At 31.0% G+C, this 15603-nt stretch carries 13 protein-coding genes and 1 pseudogene; 6 read left to right on the top strand and 8 right to left on the bottom strand.

All coding sequences use genetic code 11. The annotated features are described in order from the left end of the window. Positions 1 to 2: 2 nt before the first annotated feature. Entirely contained in the window at positions 3 to 1514 is a 1512-nt protein-coding gene (locus Q361_RS01980) for a DEAD/DEAH box helicase (protein ID WP_103725030.1), read from the bottom strand. A 200-nt stretch (positions 1515 to 1714) separates the two neighbouring features. On the opposite strand from Q361_RS01980, the gene Q361_RS01985 reads away from it, so the two are divergent. Next, positions 1715 to 2434: a hypothetical protein gene (locus tag Q361_RS01985; protein ID WP_146046970.1), complete on the top strand. Its 720-nt coding sequence runs from the start codon at positions 1715 to 1717 to the stop codon at positions 2432 to 2434. Positions 2435 to 2482: 48 nt separating this feature from the next. On the opposite strand, the pseudogene hisB reads toward Q361_RS01985, so the two are convergent. The 3 genes and pseudogenes from hisB to corA all read right to left on the bottom strand — a co-directional run. Beyond that, positions 2483 to 3046 (bottom strand): annotated as a pseudogene (hisB, locus tag Q361_RS01990) (histidinol-phosphatase); the annotation flags it as partial. 60 nt (positions 3047 to 3106) lie between these two features. Continuing rightward, positions 3107 to 3274, bottom strand: coding sequence for a hypothetical protein (locus Q361_RS13700; RefSeq protein ID WP_169929242.1), 168 nt, complete (start codon positions 3272 to 3274; stop codon positions 3107 to 3109). A gap of 96 nt (positions 3275 to 3370) precedes the next feature. Further along, the gene (gene corA, locus Q361_RS01995) at positions 3371 to 4441 is read right to left on the bottom strand and encodes a magnesium/cobalt transporter CorA (protein WP_103725033.1); all 1071 of its coding nucleotides are present in this window, start codon (positions 4439 to 4441) and stop codon (positions 3371 to 3373) included. A gap of 72 nt (positions 4442 to 4513) precedes the next feature. Between corA and hutI the strand changes: the two genes are divergently transcribed. Then, positions 4514 to 5755 carry an imidazolonepropionase gene (gene hutI, locus Q361_RS02000; RefSeq protein ID WP_103725034.1) on the top strand — a complete coding sequence of 414 codons (1242 nt, stop codon included), beginning with the start codon at positions 4514 to 4516 and terminating at the stop codon, positions 5753 to 5755. A 53-nt stretch (positions 5756 to 5808) separates the two neighbouring features. Here hutI and Q361_RS02005 read toward each other — a convergent pair whose 3' ends face one another. After that, complete coding sequence (locus tag Q361_RS02005; RefSeq protein ID WP_103725035.1) at positions 5809 to 7842, bottom strand: M13 family metallopeptidase; 2034 nt, start codon at positions 7840 to 7842, stop codon at positions 5809 to 5811. Between the two features lie 97 nt (positions 7843 to 7939). Between Q361_RS02005 and porX the strand changes: the two genes are divergently transcribed. Genes porX through Q361_RS02025 form a run of 4 tightly spaced genes read left to right on the top strand, consistent with a single transcriptional unit; the run spans position 7940 to position 11519 of the window. Beyond that, positions 7940 to 9493 (top strand): T9SS response regulator signal transducer PorX, encoded by a 1554-nt coding sequence (gene porX, locus Q361_RS02010; RefSeq protein ID WP_103725036.1) that lies wholly within the window; start codon positions 7940 to 7942, stop codon positions 9491 to 9493. Further along, complete coding sequence (gene tsaE / locus Q361_RS02015; protein WP_317047125.1) at positions 9490 to 9906, top strand: tRNA (adenosine(37)-N6)-threonylcarbamoyltransferase complex ATPase subunit type 1 TsaE; 417 nt, start codon at positions 9490 to 9492, stop codon at positions 9904 to 9906. Before porX ends, tsaE begins: the two co-directional genes overlap by 4 nt. 35 nt (positions 9907 to 9941) lie before the next feature. Continuing rightward, positions 9942 to 11135: an alanine dehydrogenase gene (locus tag Q361_RS02020; protein WP_103725037.1), complete on the top strand. Its 1194-nt coding sequence runs from the start codon at positions 9942 to 9944 to the stop codon at positions 11133 to 11135. Between the two features lie 6 nt (positions 11136 to 11141). Continuing rightward, positions 11142 to 11519, top strand: coding sequence for a DUF4258 domain-containing protein (locus Q361_RS02025; protein ID WP_103725038.1), 378 nt, complete (start codon positions 11142 to 11144; stop codon positions 11517 to 11519). An 81-nt stretch (positions 11520 to 11600) separates the two neighbouring features. On the opposite strand, the gene Q361_RS02030 is transcribed toward Q361_RS02025, so the two are convergent. The 3 genes from Q361_RS02030 to aroC form a co-directional block, all read right to left on the bottom strand. After that, positions 11601 to 13124, bottom strand: coding sequence for a T9SS type A sorting domain-containing protein (locus Q361_RS02030; RefSeq protein ID WP_103725039.1), 1524 nt, complete (start codon positions 13122 to 13124; stop codon positions 11601 to 11603). Positions 13125 to 13197: 73 nt separating this feature from the next. Then, complete coding sequence (locus tag Q361_RS02035) at positions 13198 to 14454, bottom strand: dicarboxylate/amino acid:cation symporter (RefSeq protein ID WP_103725040.1); 1257 nt, start codon at positions 14452 to 14454, stop codon at positions 13198 to 13200. Beyond that, complete coding sequence (gene aroC, locus Q361_RS02040; RefSeq protein WP_103725041.1) at positions 14454 to 15521, bottom strand: chorismate synthase; 1068 nt, start codon at positions 15519 to 15521, stop codon at positions 14454 to 14456. Before aroC ends, Q361_RS02035 begins: the two co-directional genes overlap by 1 nt. Between the last annotated feature and the right edge of the window lie 82 nt (positions 15522 to 15603).

The raw sequence follows: 15603 nt of genomic DNA on the forward strand, positions 1-15603 counted from the left end.
AATCAATCGGCTTCTTCCATAACTTTTATTCTGTAAAGCTTTGAAATAGTGGCATTAAGCTGATTTACATAATCTTCTACAAGCCATGTTCTGTAATTTTTGGTTACATTACCCAAACAATTGCAATATATTTTTACTCTATAAGTAATATCATCGAGTAATTCTTTGGATAGTTTTTTGGCTTCAAGTAAATCGTTTGTATTATCCAAACACATTTGTGCGTGTTGTAGTATCGATGTTTCTAATACTGTTTTTGCTTTTTTATTGGTTCTTAAAGTCTCTTTAAACGCCGTTTCTACATCAAAATCTATAGATTGAGAATTTGCAAATTTGATTCGTAATTCATCGGGCATTACATATCTAAATGTGTTTTCTATCTCTGTATCACTTCTTAAATTTTCAAGATAATATTCGGGAGATGAAAATATGTGTTGCCAATTAACGGGTTCATTCCACAAACCAAATCGTAAGGCATTGTTGCCTAAATCTATAATAGAAAACTCTTTTTTATTAGGTAGTTTTCGAGAGCCTCTACCAATCATTTGAAAATATAATGTTAGTGATTTTGTAGCTCTATTTATAATGATAGTCTCTACTGTGGGTTCATCAAAACCCGTGGTGAGTATGCCTACTGAGGTTAAAATAGCGTTGGGCGTTTTTTTAAACCATTGAATAATTTCTTTACGCTCGTCTGCGGGTGTAGTATTGTCTAAATGGCGAATATTATATCCTGCATTTTTAAATGTATCCAACACGTGCAATGAAGTTTGTATACCGTTATTAAAAATCAATGTTTTCTTTTGTAATGAATGAATGGCATAGGCTTGCAATAATTTTTCTTGCATATACAAATTAGAATACAATTCATCTGAAGATTTTACAGTATAATCGCCATTTATACCTATTTTTAAAGATGATAAACCTACATTATAACTGTATGTAGTAGCTTTTGCTAAATATCCTTTATCAATTAAATTTTGAATCGTATCGCCTACAATAAGCTCGTTATAGTTTTGATACATGGGTAGTTTAATATTCGAACTTAAAGGAGTGGCTGTAACACCTAAAATAAAAGAATTTTTAAAGGCATAAAATAATTTTCTAAACGAATTGTAATGTGCCTCATCAATAATAACCAAACCTATATTATCTATAGCTACTTTTTCATCATTAAGTCTATTTTTTAGTGTTTCTATCATGGCTACAAAACAAGAATACTCATTTTGATCTGGCAATTCTTTAATAGCACTGTTGATTATCTTATTATGTACTCCAAAAGTATGCAACATTCTAGAAGTTTGTTTACACAACTCTATTCGATGAGTAAGCACCAAGACTTTTTTATGATATTGTTCTATATATCTACGAGCAATTTCAGAAAAAATCACAGTTTTACCTCCGCCTGTAGGCAATTGGTACAATAGGTGATAATTGTATGCAGAAACTTCGATTTTGTCAAAAATTTTTTCAATATCTTTTTTCTGATACGAATAAAGTTCTTTTTTTTCTAACATTTAGTTCTCAATAATAAAGGCTTATATTTTTTGTGATTTTTGCAAAAATACTCACAAAAAACATATTGATAACAATTATCTATAGAAATTATTTTAAACTTAGCATAGTCAATTCTATGTAAATAACTAATAAATAGTTATAATATTATGGTTTATTCAACTGAATTTAGTATTATTGCACATACAATAATAAAATGAAAATGAAAAAATTACTTTTTATTCTATTTATAGCTTCAGGTTCTATGGTTGCTCAATTAAATTCTGATGGTTTTTATACGGGTAAATTTTCTGATGGCGATTATTATGAAAACAAATGGAGTGGCGAATTGCATATTAACTCTACAGTCCCTGTAAATTCTTTTTCAGATAAATATAAAGCTGATAATCATAATAGTATTTTTTCAAATTTTGATGTAACAGGTTTTTCTGTTGCTGGTAGATATATGTTTAATCCTTACATAGGGTTTAGAACTACTGTACACTCTGAAAATTTAAAAAAATCTTCTGCAACCTTACCTTGGCATATGCAGTTTTATGGTGCAAAATTTGAGTTGGTTACCAACGGATCTAGACTCTTAAATGTAGATCAGTATTTAGGAAATTTTGGGTTTTTACTTCACACAGGCTTGCAATTTGATTATGTAAAATCTAAAACTCCAAACACACTTACTAGCTTTCAAAATTACAACGCTAGAGAGCGAACTATCGGTCTTATTTATGGAATAACTCCGCAATATAAAATTTCTAAAAAATTAGCACTCCAATTGGATATAAGTGGTCAATTTATATTTTTACAACACTTTAATTGGGATGGTAGCTATAATACTCATTCAAGATTACATGGTTTGAGTTACACTACTTCTATAGGTTTGAGTTATTCTTTTGGTTCATACGATTCTCATGGAGATTGGTATAGATAACATATAAAACATATTTAAAAAAATAAGAGGCTTGATAGCCTCTTATTTTTTTAAATATGTATAAATTTGTTTCCAACTTGTAGTTTTTAATGCAATAACTTTTTGCAAATCTTCTAGTTTCGATTTTATTTCTACAGCACCTAGCTCTTGATCATTTGCAATAAAAATAGCTCGAGATCCAAGGTTTTTTGCTAATTCTACATCGGTAAGCCTATCTCCTATTACAAATGAATTCTTCAAATCATATTTTGAATTGGTAATATATTCGGTAAGCATACCTGTATTAGGCTTTCTAGTATTAGCATTTTCGTGGGGAAAAGTCTTGTCTATAAATATTTTTGAAAACTTTATTCCTTCATTTTCAAAAGATTTAATAATATGATGATGCAAAGGCCAAAATACATTCTCAGGAAATTTTTCTGTTCCCAATCCATCCTGATTGGTTACCATAACGAGCTCGAAAGAAAGTTTTCTAGCAATTTTTCCTAAATATCTAAAGACCTCAGGATAGAACTCTAACTCTTCTAATGTATCGAGTTGGTAATCGGGTGCTTTGGCTTCTTTTACAATAGTGCCATCTCTATCGATAAATAATACTTTTGTTTTTTTCATTGTACCGTGATGATTAAAATAAAAAAGTCCCGATTTTTCGGGACTTTTTTAAAACAAATACTATACTTGTTCTAATTCTCTTTTTTCTTTTCTTTCTTTTAATAATTCTCTAGTTGCACCAAATACCCAATAGAATACAAAGTTTATTAAGAAAATCATTAACCAAAATCCTATAGTAAGGACGGTTAAGAAAAGTAAAAAACCTAAATACTGTTGAAATTCAAACATGTTTTCCGGAAATTTTTGTGAATTCTTTACAAATTTACAGCTTTATCTCGATTGCTACAACATTTATTTAATATTTATTAACTATAGTATTAACAATCAAAACCATTTTTTCTTTTTAAAATACATAATCATACCAATTACCAAAATAAGCATGAAAATAATTATAGATACATATCCGTATTTCCAGCGAAGTTCGGGCATAAAATCAAAATTCATTCCGTACACACCTACAATAAAAGTAAGTGGCATAAAAATAACCGAAACTACTGTAAGTGTTTTCATTATTTGGTTCATTTTATGACTTTGTGCCGAAAAAAAATAATTTGAAGCACTGTCTAAGGTTGTCAAATCATACTCAATTTGTTCTAAAAGCTCTAAACTTTTTTGATGTAATCTATCAAAAAAAGTATAATTGTTGTTTTCTATAGCATTAAAAATATTATCATCTTTTATACTTTTTATTGCATACAAAGAATCTCTAAGTGGAATAATCGCACGTTTTAAAAAATTATAATTATCCCTGTGTTTTTCTATAGCTTCTAGCAATTGTAAATCGGTACTTTGTTTGGTCAGATTGATAATAGATTCTACTTTATCTTCTTCACTTTCTAGGGTGATATAGAAGTTCTCCATAACAGCGTCTAATAGTAAAAACAATAAATAATCTACTTTTTTTTCTCTTACAATGCCAGAATGTGTTCTAATTCTTTCTCTAATATGTGTAAAAAAATCGCTTCTCTTTTCTTGAAAAGATACCAATAAATCTTTTTTCAATAAAAAACTTATTTGCTCAACTTTAATATTATTGGTGTCTTCTTCTGGTAAAAGAGATTTGATGTTGAAAAAAAGCACATCGTGGTATTCATCGACTTTGGTACGCTTGGTAGTATTTAAAATATCTGAAAGCATAAAATTATCTACCGATAATAAATTACCAACCTGTTTTATAATGTCTATATCATTAAGTCCGTGAATATTAAGCCAATTATTTTTTGTAAAATCTAAATGCTTTTGTAATTGAGCAACTTCAATTTCATGAAATTCTGCCAAATCTATTGCGTCAAACACAAAAAGTTGTATTTCGGTTTGTGTGTATTTGTGTACACCTGTATAGTCTAAAAGAGTAGGCTGTACTTTTCTACCTTTGTTGTATTTAATTTTTCTCAAGACTCAAAATTTTTACTAAAATTAGAAATAATTATATTTAAAAAGTAATTTTACCAAAATAATATCTCATTTATGACAATTCTTATTAAAAATATTAAACAACTAGTACAAGTTCGAGATACATCTGTAGCAAAAGTTTCGGGAGAAGAAATGGGTGTGTTACCTATTCTCGAAAATGCTTATTTGCTACTTGAAAATGATAAAATTATAGATTATGGCTTAATGGCGGTATGCCCTGAGGCTACAACAGAAACCCAAGTAATTGATGCTACGGGCAAATGTGTACTGCCTACTTGGTGCGATAGCCATACACACTTGGTATATGCTGCCAATAGAGAGCAAGAATTTGTTGATAGAATAAATGGTTTAAGCTATGAAGAAATAGCCAATAAAGGAGGAGGCATTTTAAATTCTGTAAAAAAACTTAATGAAATTCCAGAAGATGTTTTGTACCTAGAAAGTAAAAAAAGGCTCGAAAATAGTATAAAACTGGGTACAGGAGCTATCGAAATAAAATCGGGTTACGGACTGACTACCGAAGGTGAATTAAAAATGCTAAGAGTAATAAAAAAATTAGCCGAAAATTTTCCTATTAAAATTAAAAGCACTTTTTTGGCAGCTCACGCTTTTCCTTTAGAATATAAAGAAAACCACAAAGGTTATATTGATTTAATAATTGAAGAAATGCTTCCAAAAGTAGCACAAGACAATTTGGCTGATTTTATTGATGTGTTTTGTGAAACAGGATATTTTTCTGTAGAAGAAACCAAAACAATTATGAATGCAGGGGCAAAATACGGACTCATTCCAAAAATACATGTAAATCAATTTACCGCTATAGGTGGTATAAAAGCTTGTGTAGAGCATCAGGCATTATCGGTAGATCATTTGGAAATTGTAACCGATGAAGATATTGAAGCTTTGAAAAATTCATCTACAATGCCCGTTGCCTTACCTACTTGCTCATTTTTTATACAAATACCATATACACCTGCAAGAGAAATAATTAAAGCTGGATTACCTTTGGCAATTGCCACCGATTATAACCCCGGCACTACCCCTTCTGGAAATATGAATTTTGTAGTTGCAACTGCTTGTATACAAATGAAAATGACACCAGAAGAAGCTATTAATGCTGCTACAATAAATGGTGCTTATGCTATGGGAATTAGCGATGAATATGGCAGTATAACACGTGGAAAAAAAGCCAATATTATGATAACAAAACCTATAAATAGTTACTATGAATTGCCTTATTCTTTTGGTGATAATTTAATTGAGCTTGTTATTCTAAATGGAACTATTATAGCATAAAAAAAGCCGTTTCAAAATAAAAATTGAAACGGCTTTTTTTATAGTAACTATTCTTACCAAATTTGAACTCTTTTTTCTTGAGGTAAATACATTTTGTTATTTTCTTTTACGCCAAAGGTTTCATAAAATTCGGGAATGTTTGATAGAGGCCCATTAATTCTAAATTTTGCTGGAGAATGTACATCTGTCATTACTTGTTGTGATAAGTATTGGCTTGTTCCTTGTACCATCCAAGCATATCCATACGCTAAAAAATAACGTTGATTGGGTGTTAATCCGCTTATTATTTCATTGTTTTTAAATTGGTTTGTTTTTTTAAATGCTTCATACCCCATAATAACACCTCCCAAATCGGCAATATTTTCACCTTGTGTTGCATCGCCATTCACATATTTACCATTTACAACTTCATACGTATTGAATTGTTCTACAATAAGTTTGGTTTTCTCTTTAAATTTTTTCAAATCTTCGGCAGTCCACCAATTGTTTAAATTCCCTTTGTCATCATACTGACTTCCTTGATCGTCAAACCCATGTGTTATTTCGTGCCCAAAAGTTGATCCTCCAATAATACCATATAATACAGCATCATCTGGCATTTTACCCTCAAATCCAGGAACAATAATATTACAAGCAGGAACACAAATTTCATTATTACTTGGGTTATAATACGCATTATACGTTTGTGGATACATACCCCATTCATTTCGATCTACTGGGTTTCCAAACTTATGCACCATATAGTTATATTCCCATTTGGCAACTTCCATAATATTTTGGCAATACGCATCTTTTTTTATGGTTACAGTACTCATGTCTTTCCATTTATCTGGATACCCAACTTTCATGATTATTTTGCTCAATTTAGTAAGTGCTTTTTGTTTGGTAGCTTCACTCATCCAATCAAGCTTTTTAATACGCTCGGCATAAACATCTCGAATAGTATTGCCTATTTCTAGTAATTTTTCTTTAGTTCCTTTGGGCAAATATTCTTCTACATAAACTTGCCCTATTAGTTCTCCCAAAGAACCGTCTGTCTCAGTAACTACTCTTTTCCAACGCGGTTTTTGAGTTTTAACTCCATTAAGTACAGTGCTAAAAAAATAAAAGTTTTGATTTTCTATAGGAGCTGAAAGATAGGCAGCATAATTATCTAATAAATGCCATTTTAAATACGATTTCCAAGTAGATAAAGAAACCGTTTTAACCGAAGTGTTTAACGCTTTAAAAAACTCGGGTTGCCCAACAATCACACTATCAGGGTTATTAATTTTTAAATGCGTAAAAATATCTTTCCATTTTAAATTGGGTGTTGATTTTTGCAACTTTGCAACACTCATTTTATTGTAGTTTTTTATTGGATCGCGTAATGCTTCTAGTTTTCTAGAATTTTTTGCTAGCTCTGTTTCCAATGCCATAATTTTTTTAGAATCATTTACAGCTTGTAACTTGCTTACTCCAGATAATTCAAATATTTTGGCTATATGCTTTACATATTCTGCTCTTATTTTTTTGGCATTTGCATCTTGATCAAAATAATAATCTCTTTGACCTAAACCTAAGCCTCCTTGAGATAAAAAAAGCGTATTTTTTGAACTTATTTTATCATCTTGCGATACATAAAATCCAAACATACTTCCTGCTCCAATAGTGTGCATATCGGCAACTCTTTGCAGTAATTGTTGTGTATTTTGGATAGATTCAATATTTTTTAGTTCTTGTGCAAGTGGCGAAATTCCTAACTTATTAATTGTTAAAGTATCCATACCCGAAGTATAGAAATCTCCAATTTTTTGCTTATTGGTGCCAAAACTTGCATTAGCCTTTGCCGAGGCTACACATATCGATTTTATTTGATTGTTGATTGTATCTTGAATAATTCTAAAAATTCCATTGGTTTTTTCTGTAGACGGAATTGGATTATTTTTAAACCACCCACCATTAGCATACATAAAAAAGTCGTCTGCAGGATTTACGTTTGTGTCTCTATGTGAAACAATTGGGTCTTCGGTTACATAGTTATCTTTGCCAATATAAAATACAAGTAAGATACCCAAAACAGGAAATAGTAATTTTTTTAAAAACATATCTATTAAATTTAAGAGTCAAATGTACATTATTTTACAATAATTTTAGGAAAACTATCGTTTAATTAGTAGTAACTTGCACTAAATTTATTGATAGATGAATAAAATAAAAATACTTTGGGTAGACGACGAAATTGATTTATTAAAACCTCATATTCTATTTTTAGAGAAAAAAAATTACGAGGTTACAACCTGCAACAATGGTAGAGATGCTATCGATATTTTTTCTGAACATAATTTTGATGTTGTTTTTTTAGACGAAAATATGCCTGGCATAAGCGGCTTAGAAACTCTTTCGGAAATAAAAGAAAAAAAATCTTCTGTTCCTGTAATTATGATTACCAAGAGCGAAGAAGAATTTATTATGGAAGAAGCCATAGGCTCTAAAATTGCAGATTATTTAATAAAACCTGTAAATCCAAATCAAATTTTACTCAGCTTAAAAAAGAATTTAGATCATTCTAGACTTGTTTCTGAAAAAACAACATTAGACTATCAAAAAGAATTTAGAAAAATTGCCTTAGATATGTCTATGGCAAACTCTTACGAAGATTGGGTTGAGTTGTACAAAAAATTATTGTTTTGGGAAATTGAACTTGAAAACACCAAAGACTCCAATTTACTTTCTATATTAGAATCTCAAAAACAAGAAGCGAACTCTCAATTTGGTAAGTTTATTGAACGAAATTATGAAGATTGGTTTCAACCAAAAGCCGAGCGTCCAATACAATCTCATACATTATTTAGAGAATTGGTAGTTCCAGAAATAGTAAAAAAAGAAAAGCCTGTATTATTTATTGTAGTAGATAATTTGCGTTACGATCAATGGAAAGTAATAGAAAATACTGTAAATAATTATTATAAACTAGAAAAAGAAATTCCATATTACGCAATTTTGCCTACGGCAACCCAATATGCTAGAAATGCAATTTTTTCGGGACTATTGCCTTTGGAAATGGAAAAACAATTTCCGCAGTTTTGGAAAAATGATGTAGACGAAGGTGGAAAAAATAATTTTGAAGGCGAATTTTTAACGGCTCATTTAAAAAGATTAGGACTCAATATTAAGCAAGAATATTTTAAAATAACCAACTTAGCTTCTGGGAAAAAATTGGCCGACAATTTTAAAACTTTAAAAGACCATCAATTGGTGAGTATTGTATACAACTTTGTAGATATGCTCTCGCATGCCAAAACCGAAATGGACGTTGTAAAAGAGCTAGCTTCTGATGATAAAGCGTATCGATCTTTAACCTTAAGTTGGTTTAAAAATTCTCCTTTACTTGAAATTATTCAGCAAGCACAAAAACTTGGTTTTAAACTTATTATAACTACCGATCATGGTACCATAAATGTAAAAAATCCGAGTAAAGTAATTGGAGATAAAAATACGAGCCTAAATTTACGATACAAAACAGGTAGAAGTCTTTCGTATGAAGATAAAGATGTATATGCTGTGAAAAATCCAAAAGATATAGGTTTGCCTTCTATAAATATGACAAGTTCATATATTTTTGCCAAAAACGATTTGTTTTTAGCCTATGTAAATAATTACAATCACTATGTAAGCTATTATAGAAATACCTATCAACACGGAGGTATTTCATTAGAAGAAATGATTGTTCCATTTTTAGTATTTAATCCGAGATGATAACATTAGAATTTACCTTAGATGAAATAAAGACTATCGCTCAAAAAGTTTTAGAAAACTTAGAACATAAAATAGTTGTTTTTAATGGGCAAATGGGCGTAGGAAAAACTACTTTTATTACAGCGCTTTGCCAACAAATTGGTGTAAACTCGATTATGAGTAGTCCAACTTTTTCATTAGTAAATGAATACCATACCACAAACCATCAAACTATTTATCATTTTGATGTATATCGATTAAAAAACGAAGAAGAAGCTTTGGATATGGGTATAGAAGAATATTTTTATTCTGGAAATTGGTGTTTTATAGAATGGGCAGAAAAAATACCCAATTTATTACCCTTACACTACAATATTATCGACCTAACACAAACTGTAGAAGGAAAAAGAATTTTAAAATTATCTACTAATTAAATTATTTTGTAATTTGTGCCTTCAAATAAAAAACTATGCCCTATTCTCCTTTTAGCGCAGACCAATTACTTCCTCAAGAAGAAAAACTTGAAGTAGCCTTACATAAAAGTAATTTATTTATTGGTTTACCCAAAGAAACAAGTTATCAAGAAAAGCGAATATGCCTTACTCCAGATGCAGTAAACTCATTAGTATCGCACGGGCATAGAGTATTAATGGAAGCTGGTGCTGGAATAGCAGCAAGTTTTTCTGATAAAGAATACCAAGATGCTGGAGCAGAAATAACTAGCGATACTCAAAAAGTTTTTAGTTGCCCAATAATACTAAAAGTAGAACCACCTACTCTTGAAGAAATTGGCTATTTAAGTATGAATGCCATAGTTATTTCGGCTTTACAAATAAAAACACAAAAAGCATCTTATTTTGAAGCACTCTCAAAGAAGAAGATTACGGCTTTGGCATTTGAATATATAAAAGACGAAGATGGTTCGTACCCCGCTGTAAAATCGTTGAGTGAAATTGCAGGAACAGCTTCTATACTTATCGCTGCAGAACTAATGTCTAATAATTCTTTTGGAAAAGGACTTTTATTAGGCAATATAAATGGCGTTCCACCAACAGAAATTGTTATTATTGGGGCAGGCACAGTAGGAGAATTTGCTGCCAAATGTGCCATAGGAATGGGAGCTAATGTAAAAGTTTTTGATAATTCTATTACTAAATTAAGAAGACTTCAAAACAATTTAAATCAAAGAATATTTACTTCAACCATACAACCTAAAGCATTACAAAAAGCACTTAGACGTTGCGATATTGCCATTGGAGCCATGAGAGGTAAAGACAGATGTCCCGTTGTAGTTACTGAAACTATGGTTGAAGTGATGAAAAAAGGAGCCGTTATTGTTGATGTAAGTATTGATACTGGCGGGTGTTTTGAAACTTCGGAAATTACAACACACGAGAACCCAACTTTTGAAAAAAATAATGTAATACATTATTGTGTTCCCAATATCCCTTCGCGATACTCAAAAACAGCTTCGCTTTCTATAAGTAATATTATCACTCCTTCATTAATTCAAATAGCTGAAGATGGAGGTATAGAAAGTGCTTTGAGAATGAATAAAGGTTTAAAAAATGGAGTATATCTATATCACGGTATACTAACAAACAAAGCTATTGGAGATTGGTTTAATCTTCCTGATAGTGATATTAACTTAATTGTTTTTTAAAATAAAATGAAATTTTACCAAAGATTAGCCTACTACTTATTGGGTGTATTTTTAGGAGGCTTTGTTGTTGCTGGTTTTTTTATGAAGAAAAAAACGCAATGCAATTACATGCCCAATGCAAGAGTATTAAACAATATCAAGTCAAAACCATTAGAATATAGTCTAGAAGCTTCCCGAAAACTCTCTGAAGATTGGGTAGATAGTATAGACATTAAAAACTCTTTACAGTATGGTGATGTTGATTTTGATAAAAGTAATGTTAAGCGACAAAACGGTAAATTGTATATTATAGAAGGAAAAACAACCAAAAATGACACCATAACACTCAAAATTGTTAACTATCCAAAAAAAGCAGTCTTAGAAGATATTATTAGAAAAAGATAGGTTTAATTACACAATTAACCATATAAAACAAAAGGGATAGTTTTTGAACTATCCCTTTTAAATTTTTAGAATATCTAATAATTATTCTTTTACTAATTTCTTAGTTACAGAACCTTTTTCTGAATTAATTTTAACCATATATACTCCCGAAGAAAGTGTAGATAAATCGATATTTGATTCAATCGCATTTGGTTTTGCAGTTAAAACTGTTCTTCCGTTAATATCTACCACTTCAATAGCGTTAATAGCATTATCATTTGTAGAGTTTATAGTTACAAAGTTTTTAGCAGGATTTGGAGTCATAGAGAATGAATTTGCTAAAACTTCATTTGTACTTAATACTGAAGTAAAATTTAGTGTATCTAAAAACAAAAATGTTTGAGAAGTTCCTGCTGCAGAATTATTATTAAATCCAAAATAATAAATACCAGCAGAAGGAGCAGTATAAGTAGCTGTTTGTAAAGTGAAGTCTGCAGTATTACTTTCGGTTATTGTTGTTAATATAGTAGTTTGGGCAGATGAACTTTGACTTGTTCCTGCTGTAACTTTGATAGTCATTGGACTAGCTGAAGCAGAAGAATATAGTCTTGTTTTAAAAGTAATTGTTACTTGCTCTCCAGCAGATAAGCTAACTGCTCTAGAATAAGCCCATAAATTTGAAGTTGCTGTAGTACTATTATATGTGTACATTACATTTCCTACTCCTCCATCTGCATAATTTGCAGGAGTGCTATTAGCTGTAGAATTAAATAAAGAAAATTGACCTATAAATCCGTCAGTATAATTATTAGAAGCACTTTCAAAGTCATTTGAATATGGTAAAACTTTCGCTAAATAAGCATAATAAGGACCTTGCCAACCGCTTTGTGAACCTCCGCAATTAGATCTAACAAAGTATCTAACATTTGATGAAGCAGGTACACCTGTAATTGTAGAAGTGGCATAAGCTGGCGGACCTGCATTTAAAGTCGCAGTATTAACAATAGTTCCAGATCCTGCAGGAGTAGAAAAATTTGTGCTCCAATCAGTATCATAATTCGATGGACTGCCTATTGCTTGATTCCAATATAAACTAGCCGATGTTGTTGTGTAATTATCTGGAAGATAAAAATCTAATGCCCCTGGTCTCACACAAGAAACAGCCGTGAAATTAAAAGTGAACTGTAAACCTAAGTTTGGATTAGCTGTACTTCCCCATCTATTATCCCATTGAATATAATAGGTAGTACCAGAACTAACAGGAACTGTTACAGTAGATTTGTAATTAGTATCACTAACATCATCATTATACTCTACACAGGTCAAAGAAGTACAAGTTCCTTTAAAAACAGAAATTCGAGTATCATTGGTATAAGTAGTACCATTATTAGCTGCCAAATCAGAAGAAATAGTCATTTCTCCATTACTAGTTGGAGTATATTTATACCAAATTGCTTTTATACCTGTTGAACTTGACAAACATCCATTTACAAATGTACTAGTTGTATAATTTGGAGTAGTAATAGTTCCATTTGAAGATATTGTCAAAGCAGTTGCACATGAAGTTTGTGCATTTACTACAACACCTGCAAATATTGCAATAACAGAAAGTAAAATTTTTTTCATATGTGAATATTAAAATTAATAATTACAAATATATACATTTTAAAATTAATTAAAGTGCAATAAAAATGTTAAATTATTTTTCCCATTTTCCTATTACTGAGGTTGCTAATGCGTTGCCTAACACATTTGTAGCACTTCTAAACATATCACAAAAATGATCTATAGGTAGTATTAAAGCTATTCCTTCAATAGGTATTTTAAACATACCACAAGTGGCTGCTACTACTACTAAACTCGCTCTAGGTACTCCAGCAATTCCTTTACTTGTAAGCATTAAAACCAACAACATAGTAAGTTGTGTAGGTGTATCTAGCTGAATATTATACACTTGAGCGATAAAAATACTAGCAAAAGTCATATACATCATGCTTCCGTCTAAATTGAAAGAATACCCCAATGGTAGCATAAATGACACTACTTTGTCTTTTACTCCAAATTTTTCTAATTCTTCTGTAAGTTTTGGAAAAACGGCTTCGCTACTTGTTGTGCCAAAAGCTATAATAAGTGGACTCGTAATATGTTTTATCAATTTTAAAACTCTCTTTTGCAATAATAAATATCCAACGAGTAATAGCAATACCCATAGTGTTGAAATTCCGACTAAAAATGATCCAAAAAAATAAGTATAGGTTTTTATGAGTTCTCCAAAATCTTTTACCGCAAACACCGCTGCTATCGCACCAAAAACGCCTATTGGCGCAAAAGCCATAACATAGTTTACCATTTTTAAAATAATATGCGATGTTTTATCTAAAGCGTTTACCACAGGCTTAGCATAATCGCCTATAGAAGCTGCAGCTAATCCGAAAAATATAGAAAATATTACTATTTGTAAAATTTCGTTGGTTGCCATAGCTTCTACTATGCTTTTTGGAATAATATGTTCTATAAAATTTTGCGCCGAAAAGTTTTGAGAATCTTTTGCAACATCAGTTGCTATAGACAAGTCTATTTGTGTATTCAAATTAAGTCCAACTCCTGGTTTTAAAACATTTACCCAAAACAAACCTATAAGTAATGAAATAAATGACGCAGTAAAAAACCAAGCCAAGGCTCTCCCTCCTATTCTACCTACAGATTTTAAGTCGCCTAATTTTGCAATACCAACTACCAATGTTGTAAATACTAATGGCGCAATAATCATTTGTACCAATCGAATAAAAATTGTTGAAAGAATTTTTATGTATGTACTAAAATCTTTAGCCGTAGTTTCATTGTAATTATTATGAATAAACATTCCTAATAGTATACCCAATAGCATAGCTATAAGTATTTGAACGGTTAAATTTTTATAAATTGGTTTCTTCTTTTGTTTTTCTATTGTATTCATTAGTATTTAGATTTTGCTTTTTGTTGTAAATATAAGTCTGCTATTACGAGTGCTGCCATAGCTTCTACAATGGGTACAGCTCTTGGTACAACACAAGGGTCATGGCGGCCTTTGCCCTTTTGAGTTATAATTTTTCCATCTTGAGTTAAATAGTCTTGTTCTTGCATTAGAGTAGCAACTGGTTTAAATGCTACTCTAAAATAAATATCCATACCGTTTGAAATTCCGCCTTGTATGCCACCAGAAAGATTTGTTTTGGTTGTTCCGTTATGATTGTACAAATCATTATGCTCACTTCCTTTCATTTGAGCACCGCAAAAACCGCTTCCGTACTCAAAACCTTTTACTGCATTTATAGATAGCATAGCTTGGGCTAATAAAGCTTGCAATTTATCAAAAACAGGTTCTCCCAGTCCAATCGGCACATTTTGAATGACACAAGTAATTGTACCGCCTATTGTGTCGCCCTGCTTTCGAATTTCCTTTATCTTTTCTTCCATTTTACTAGCTGTTTCAAGATCGGGACAACGAACATTATTAGTTTCTATTTTTGAAAAATCTAAGTCCTGATAAGGCTTGTTTATAAAAATTGGACCTACAGAAGATACAAATGCTGTGATGCTTATATTGGGTATAATTTGTTTGGCAATGGCTCCTGCAACAACTCTACTTACTGTTTCTCTTGCAGAACTTCGACCTCCACCACGGTAATCTCTTACTCCGTATTTTTGTTGGTAAACATAATCAGCATGGCTTGGTCGAAATATGGTTTCATATTCTGAATAATCGTCAGATTTTTGCCCGTTGTTTTTTACGATAAATCCAATTGGTGTGCCTGTTGTAATGCCTTTGTAAATACCCGATAAAAATTGAACTTCATCTTCTTCTTTTCTTTGGGTTACAATAGCCGATTGCCCGGGTTTTCTTCTTTGTAATTCTCTATGTATTGCGTTAAAATCTAAGGTAATTCCCGAAGGACATCCATCAATAATTCCGCCTAAAGCTTCTCCATGAGACTCTCCAAATGTGGTAAGTGTAAAAATTTTTCCGAAAGTGTTTCCAGACATATTTTTTTAATTTCAACAAATATAATTAATGTAGCTGTTTGAAAAGGAATATTTGTGGGCAAAATAACAAATAGTATGCAAA

It is taken from the genome of Flavobacterium croceum DSM 17960, from assembly GCF_002917885.1.
GTDB lineage: Bacteria > Bacteroidota > Bacteroidia > Flavobacteriales > Flavobacteriaceae > Flavobacterium > Flavobacterium croceum.

What these genes read in the sequence shown, in the direction of transcription:
- Q361_RS01980 (WP_103725030.1), bottom strand. Translation starts at nt 1,514, where the DNA reads ATGTTAGAAAAAAAAGAACTTTATTCGTATCAGAAAAAAGATATTGAA.
- Q361_RS01985 (WP_146046970.1), top strand. Translation starts at nt 1,715, where the DNA reads ATGAAAAAATTACTTTTTATTCTATTTATAGCTTCAGGTTCTATGGTT.
- Q361_RS13700 (WP_169929242.1), bottom strand. Translation starts at nt 3,274, where the DNA reads ATGTTTGAATTTCAACAGTATTTAGGTTTTTTACTTTTCTTAACCGTC.
- hutI (WP_103725034.1), top strand. Translation starts at nt 4,514, where the DNA reads ATGACAATTCTTATTAAAAATATTAAACAACTAGTACAAGTTCGAGAT.
- Q361_RS02005 (WP_103725035.1), bottom strand. Translation starts at nt 7,842, where the DNA reads ATGTTTTTAAAAAAATTACTATTTCCTGTTTTGGGTATCTTACTTGTA.
- porX (WP_103725036.1), top strand. Translation starts at nt 7,940, where the DNA reads ATGAATAAAATAAAAATACTTTGGGTAGACGACGAAATTGATTTATTA.
- tsaE (WP_317047125.1), top strand. Translation starts at nt 9,490, where the DNA reads ATGATAACATTAGAATTTACCTTAGATGAAATAAAGACTATCGCTCAA.
- Q361_RS02020 (WP_103725037.1), top strand. Translation starts at nt 9,942, where the DNA reads ATGCCCTATTCTCCTTTTAGCGCAGACCAATTACTTCCTCAAGAAGAA.
- Q361_RS02025 (WP_103725038.1), top strand. Translation starts at nt 11,142, where the DNA reads ATGAAATTTTACCAAAGATTAGCCTACTACTTATTGGGTGTATTTTTA.
- Q361_RS02030 (WP_103725039.1), bottom strand. Translation starts at nt 13,124, where the DNA reads ATGAAAAAAATTTTACTTTCTGTTATTGCAATATTTGCAGGTGTTGTA.
- Q361_RS02035 (WP_103725040.1), bottom strand. Translation starts at nt 14,454, where the DNA reads ATGAATACAATAGAAAAACAAAAGAAGAAACCAATTTATAAAAATTTA.
- aroC (WP_103725041.1), bottom strand. Translation starts at nt 15,521, where the DNA reads ATGTCTGGAAACACTTTCGGAAAAATTTTTACACTTACCACATTTGGA.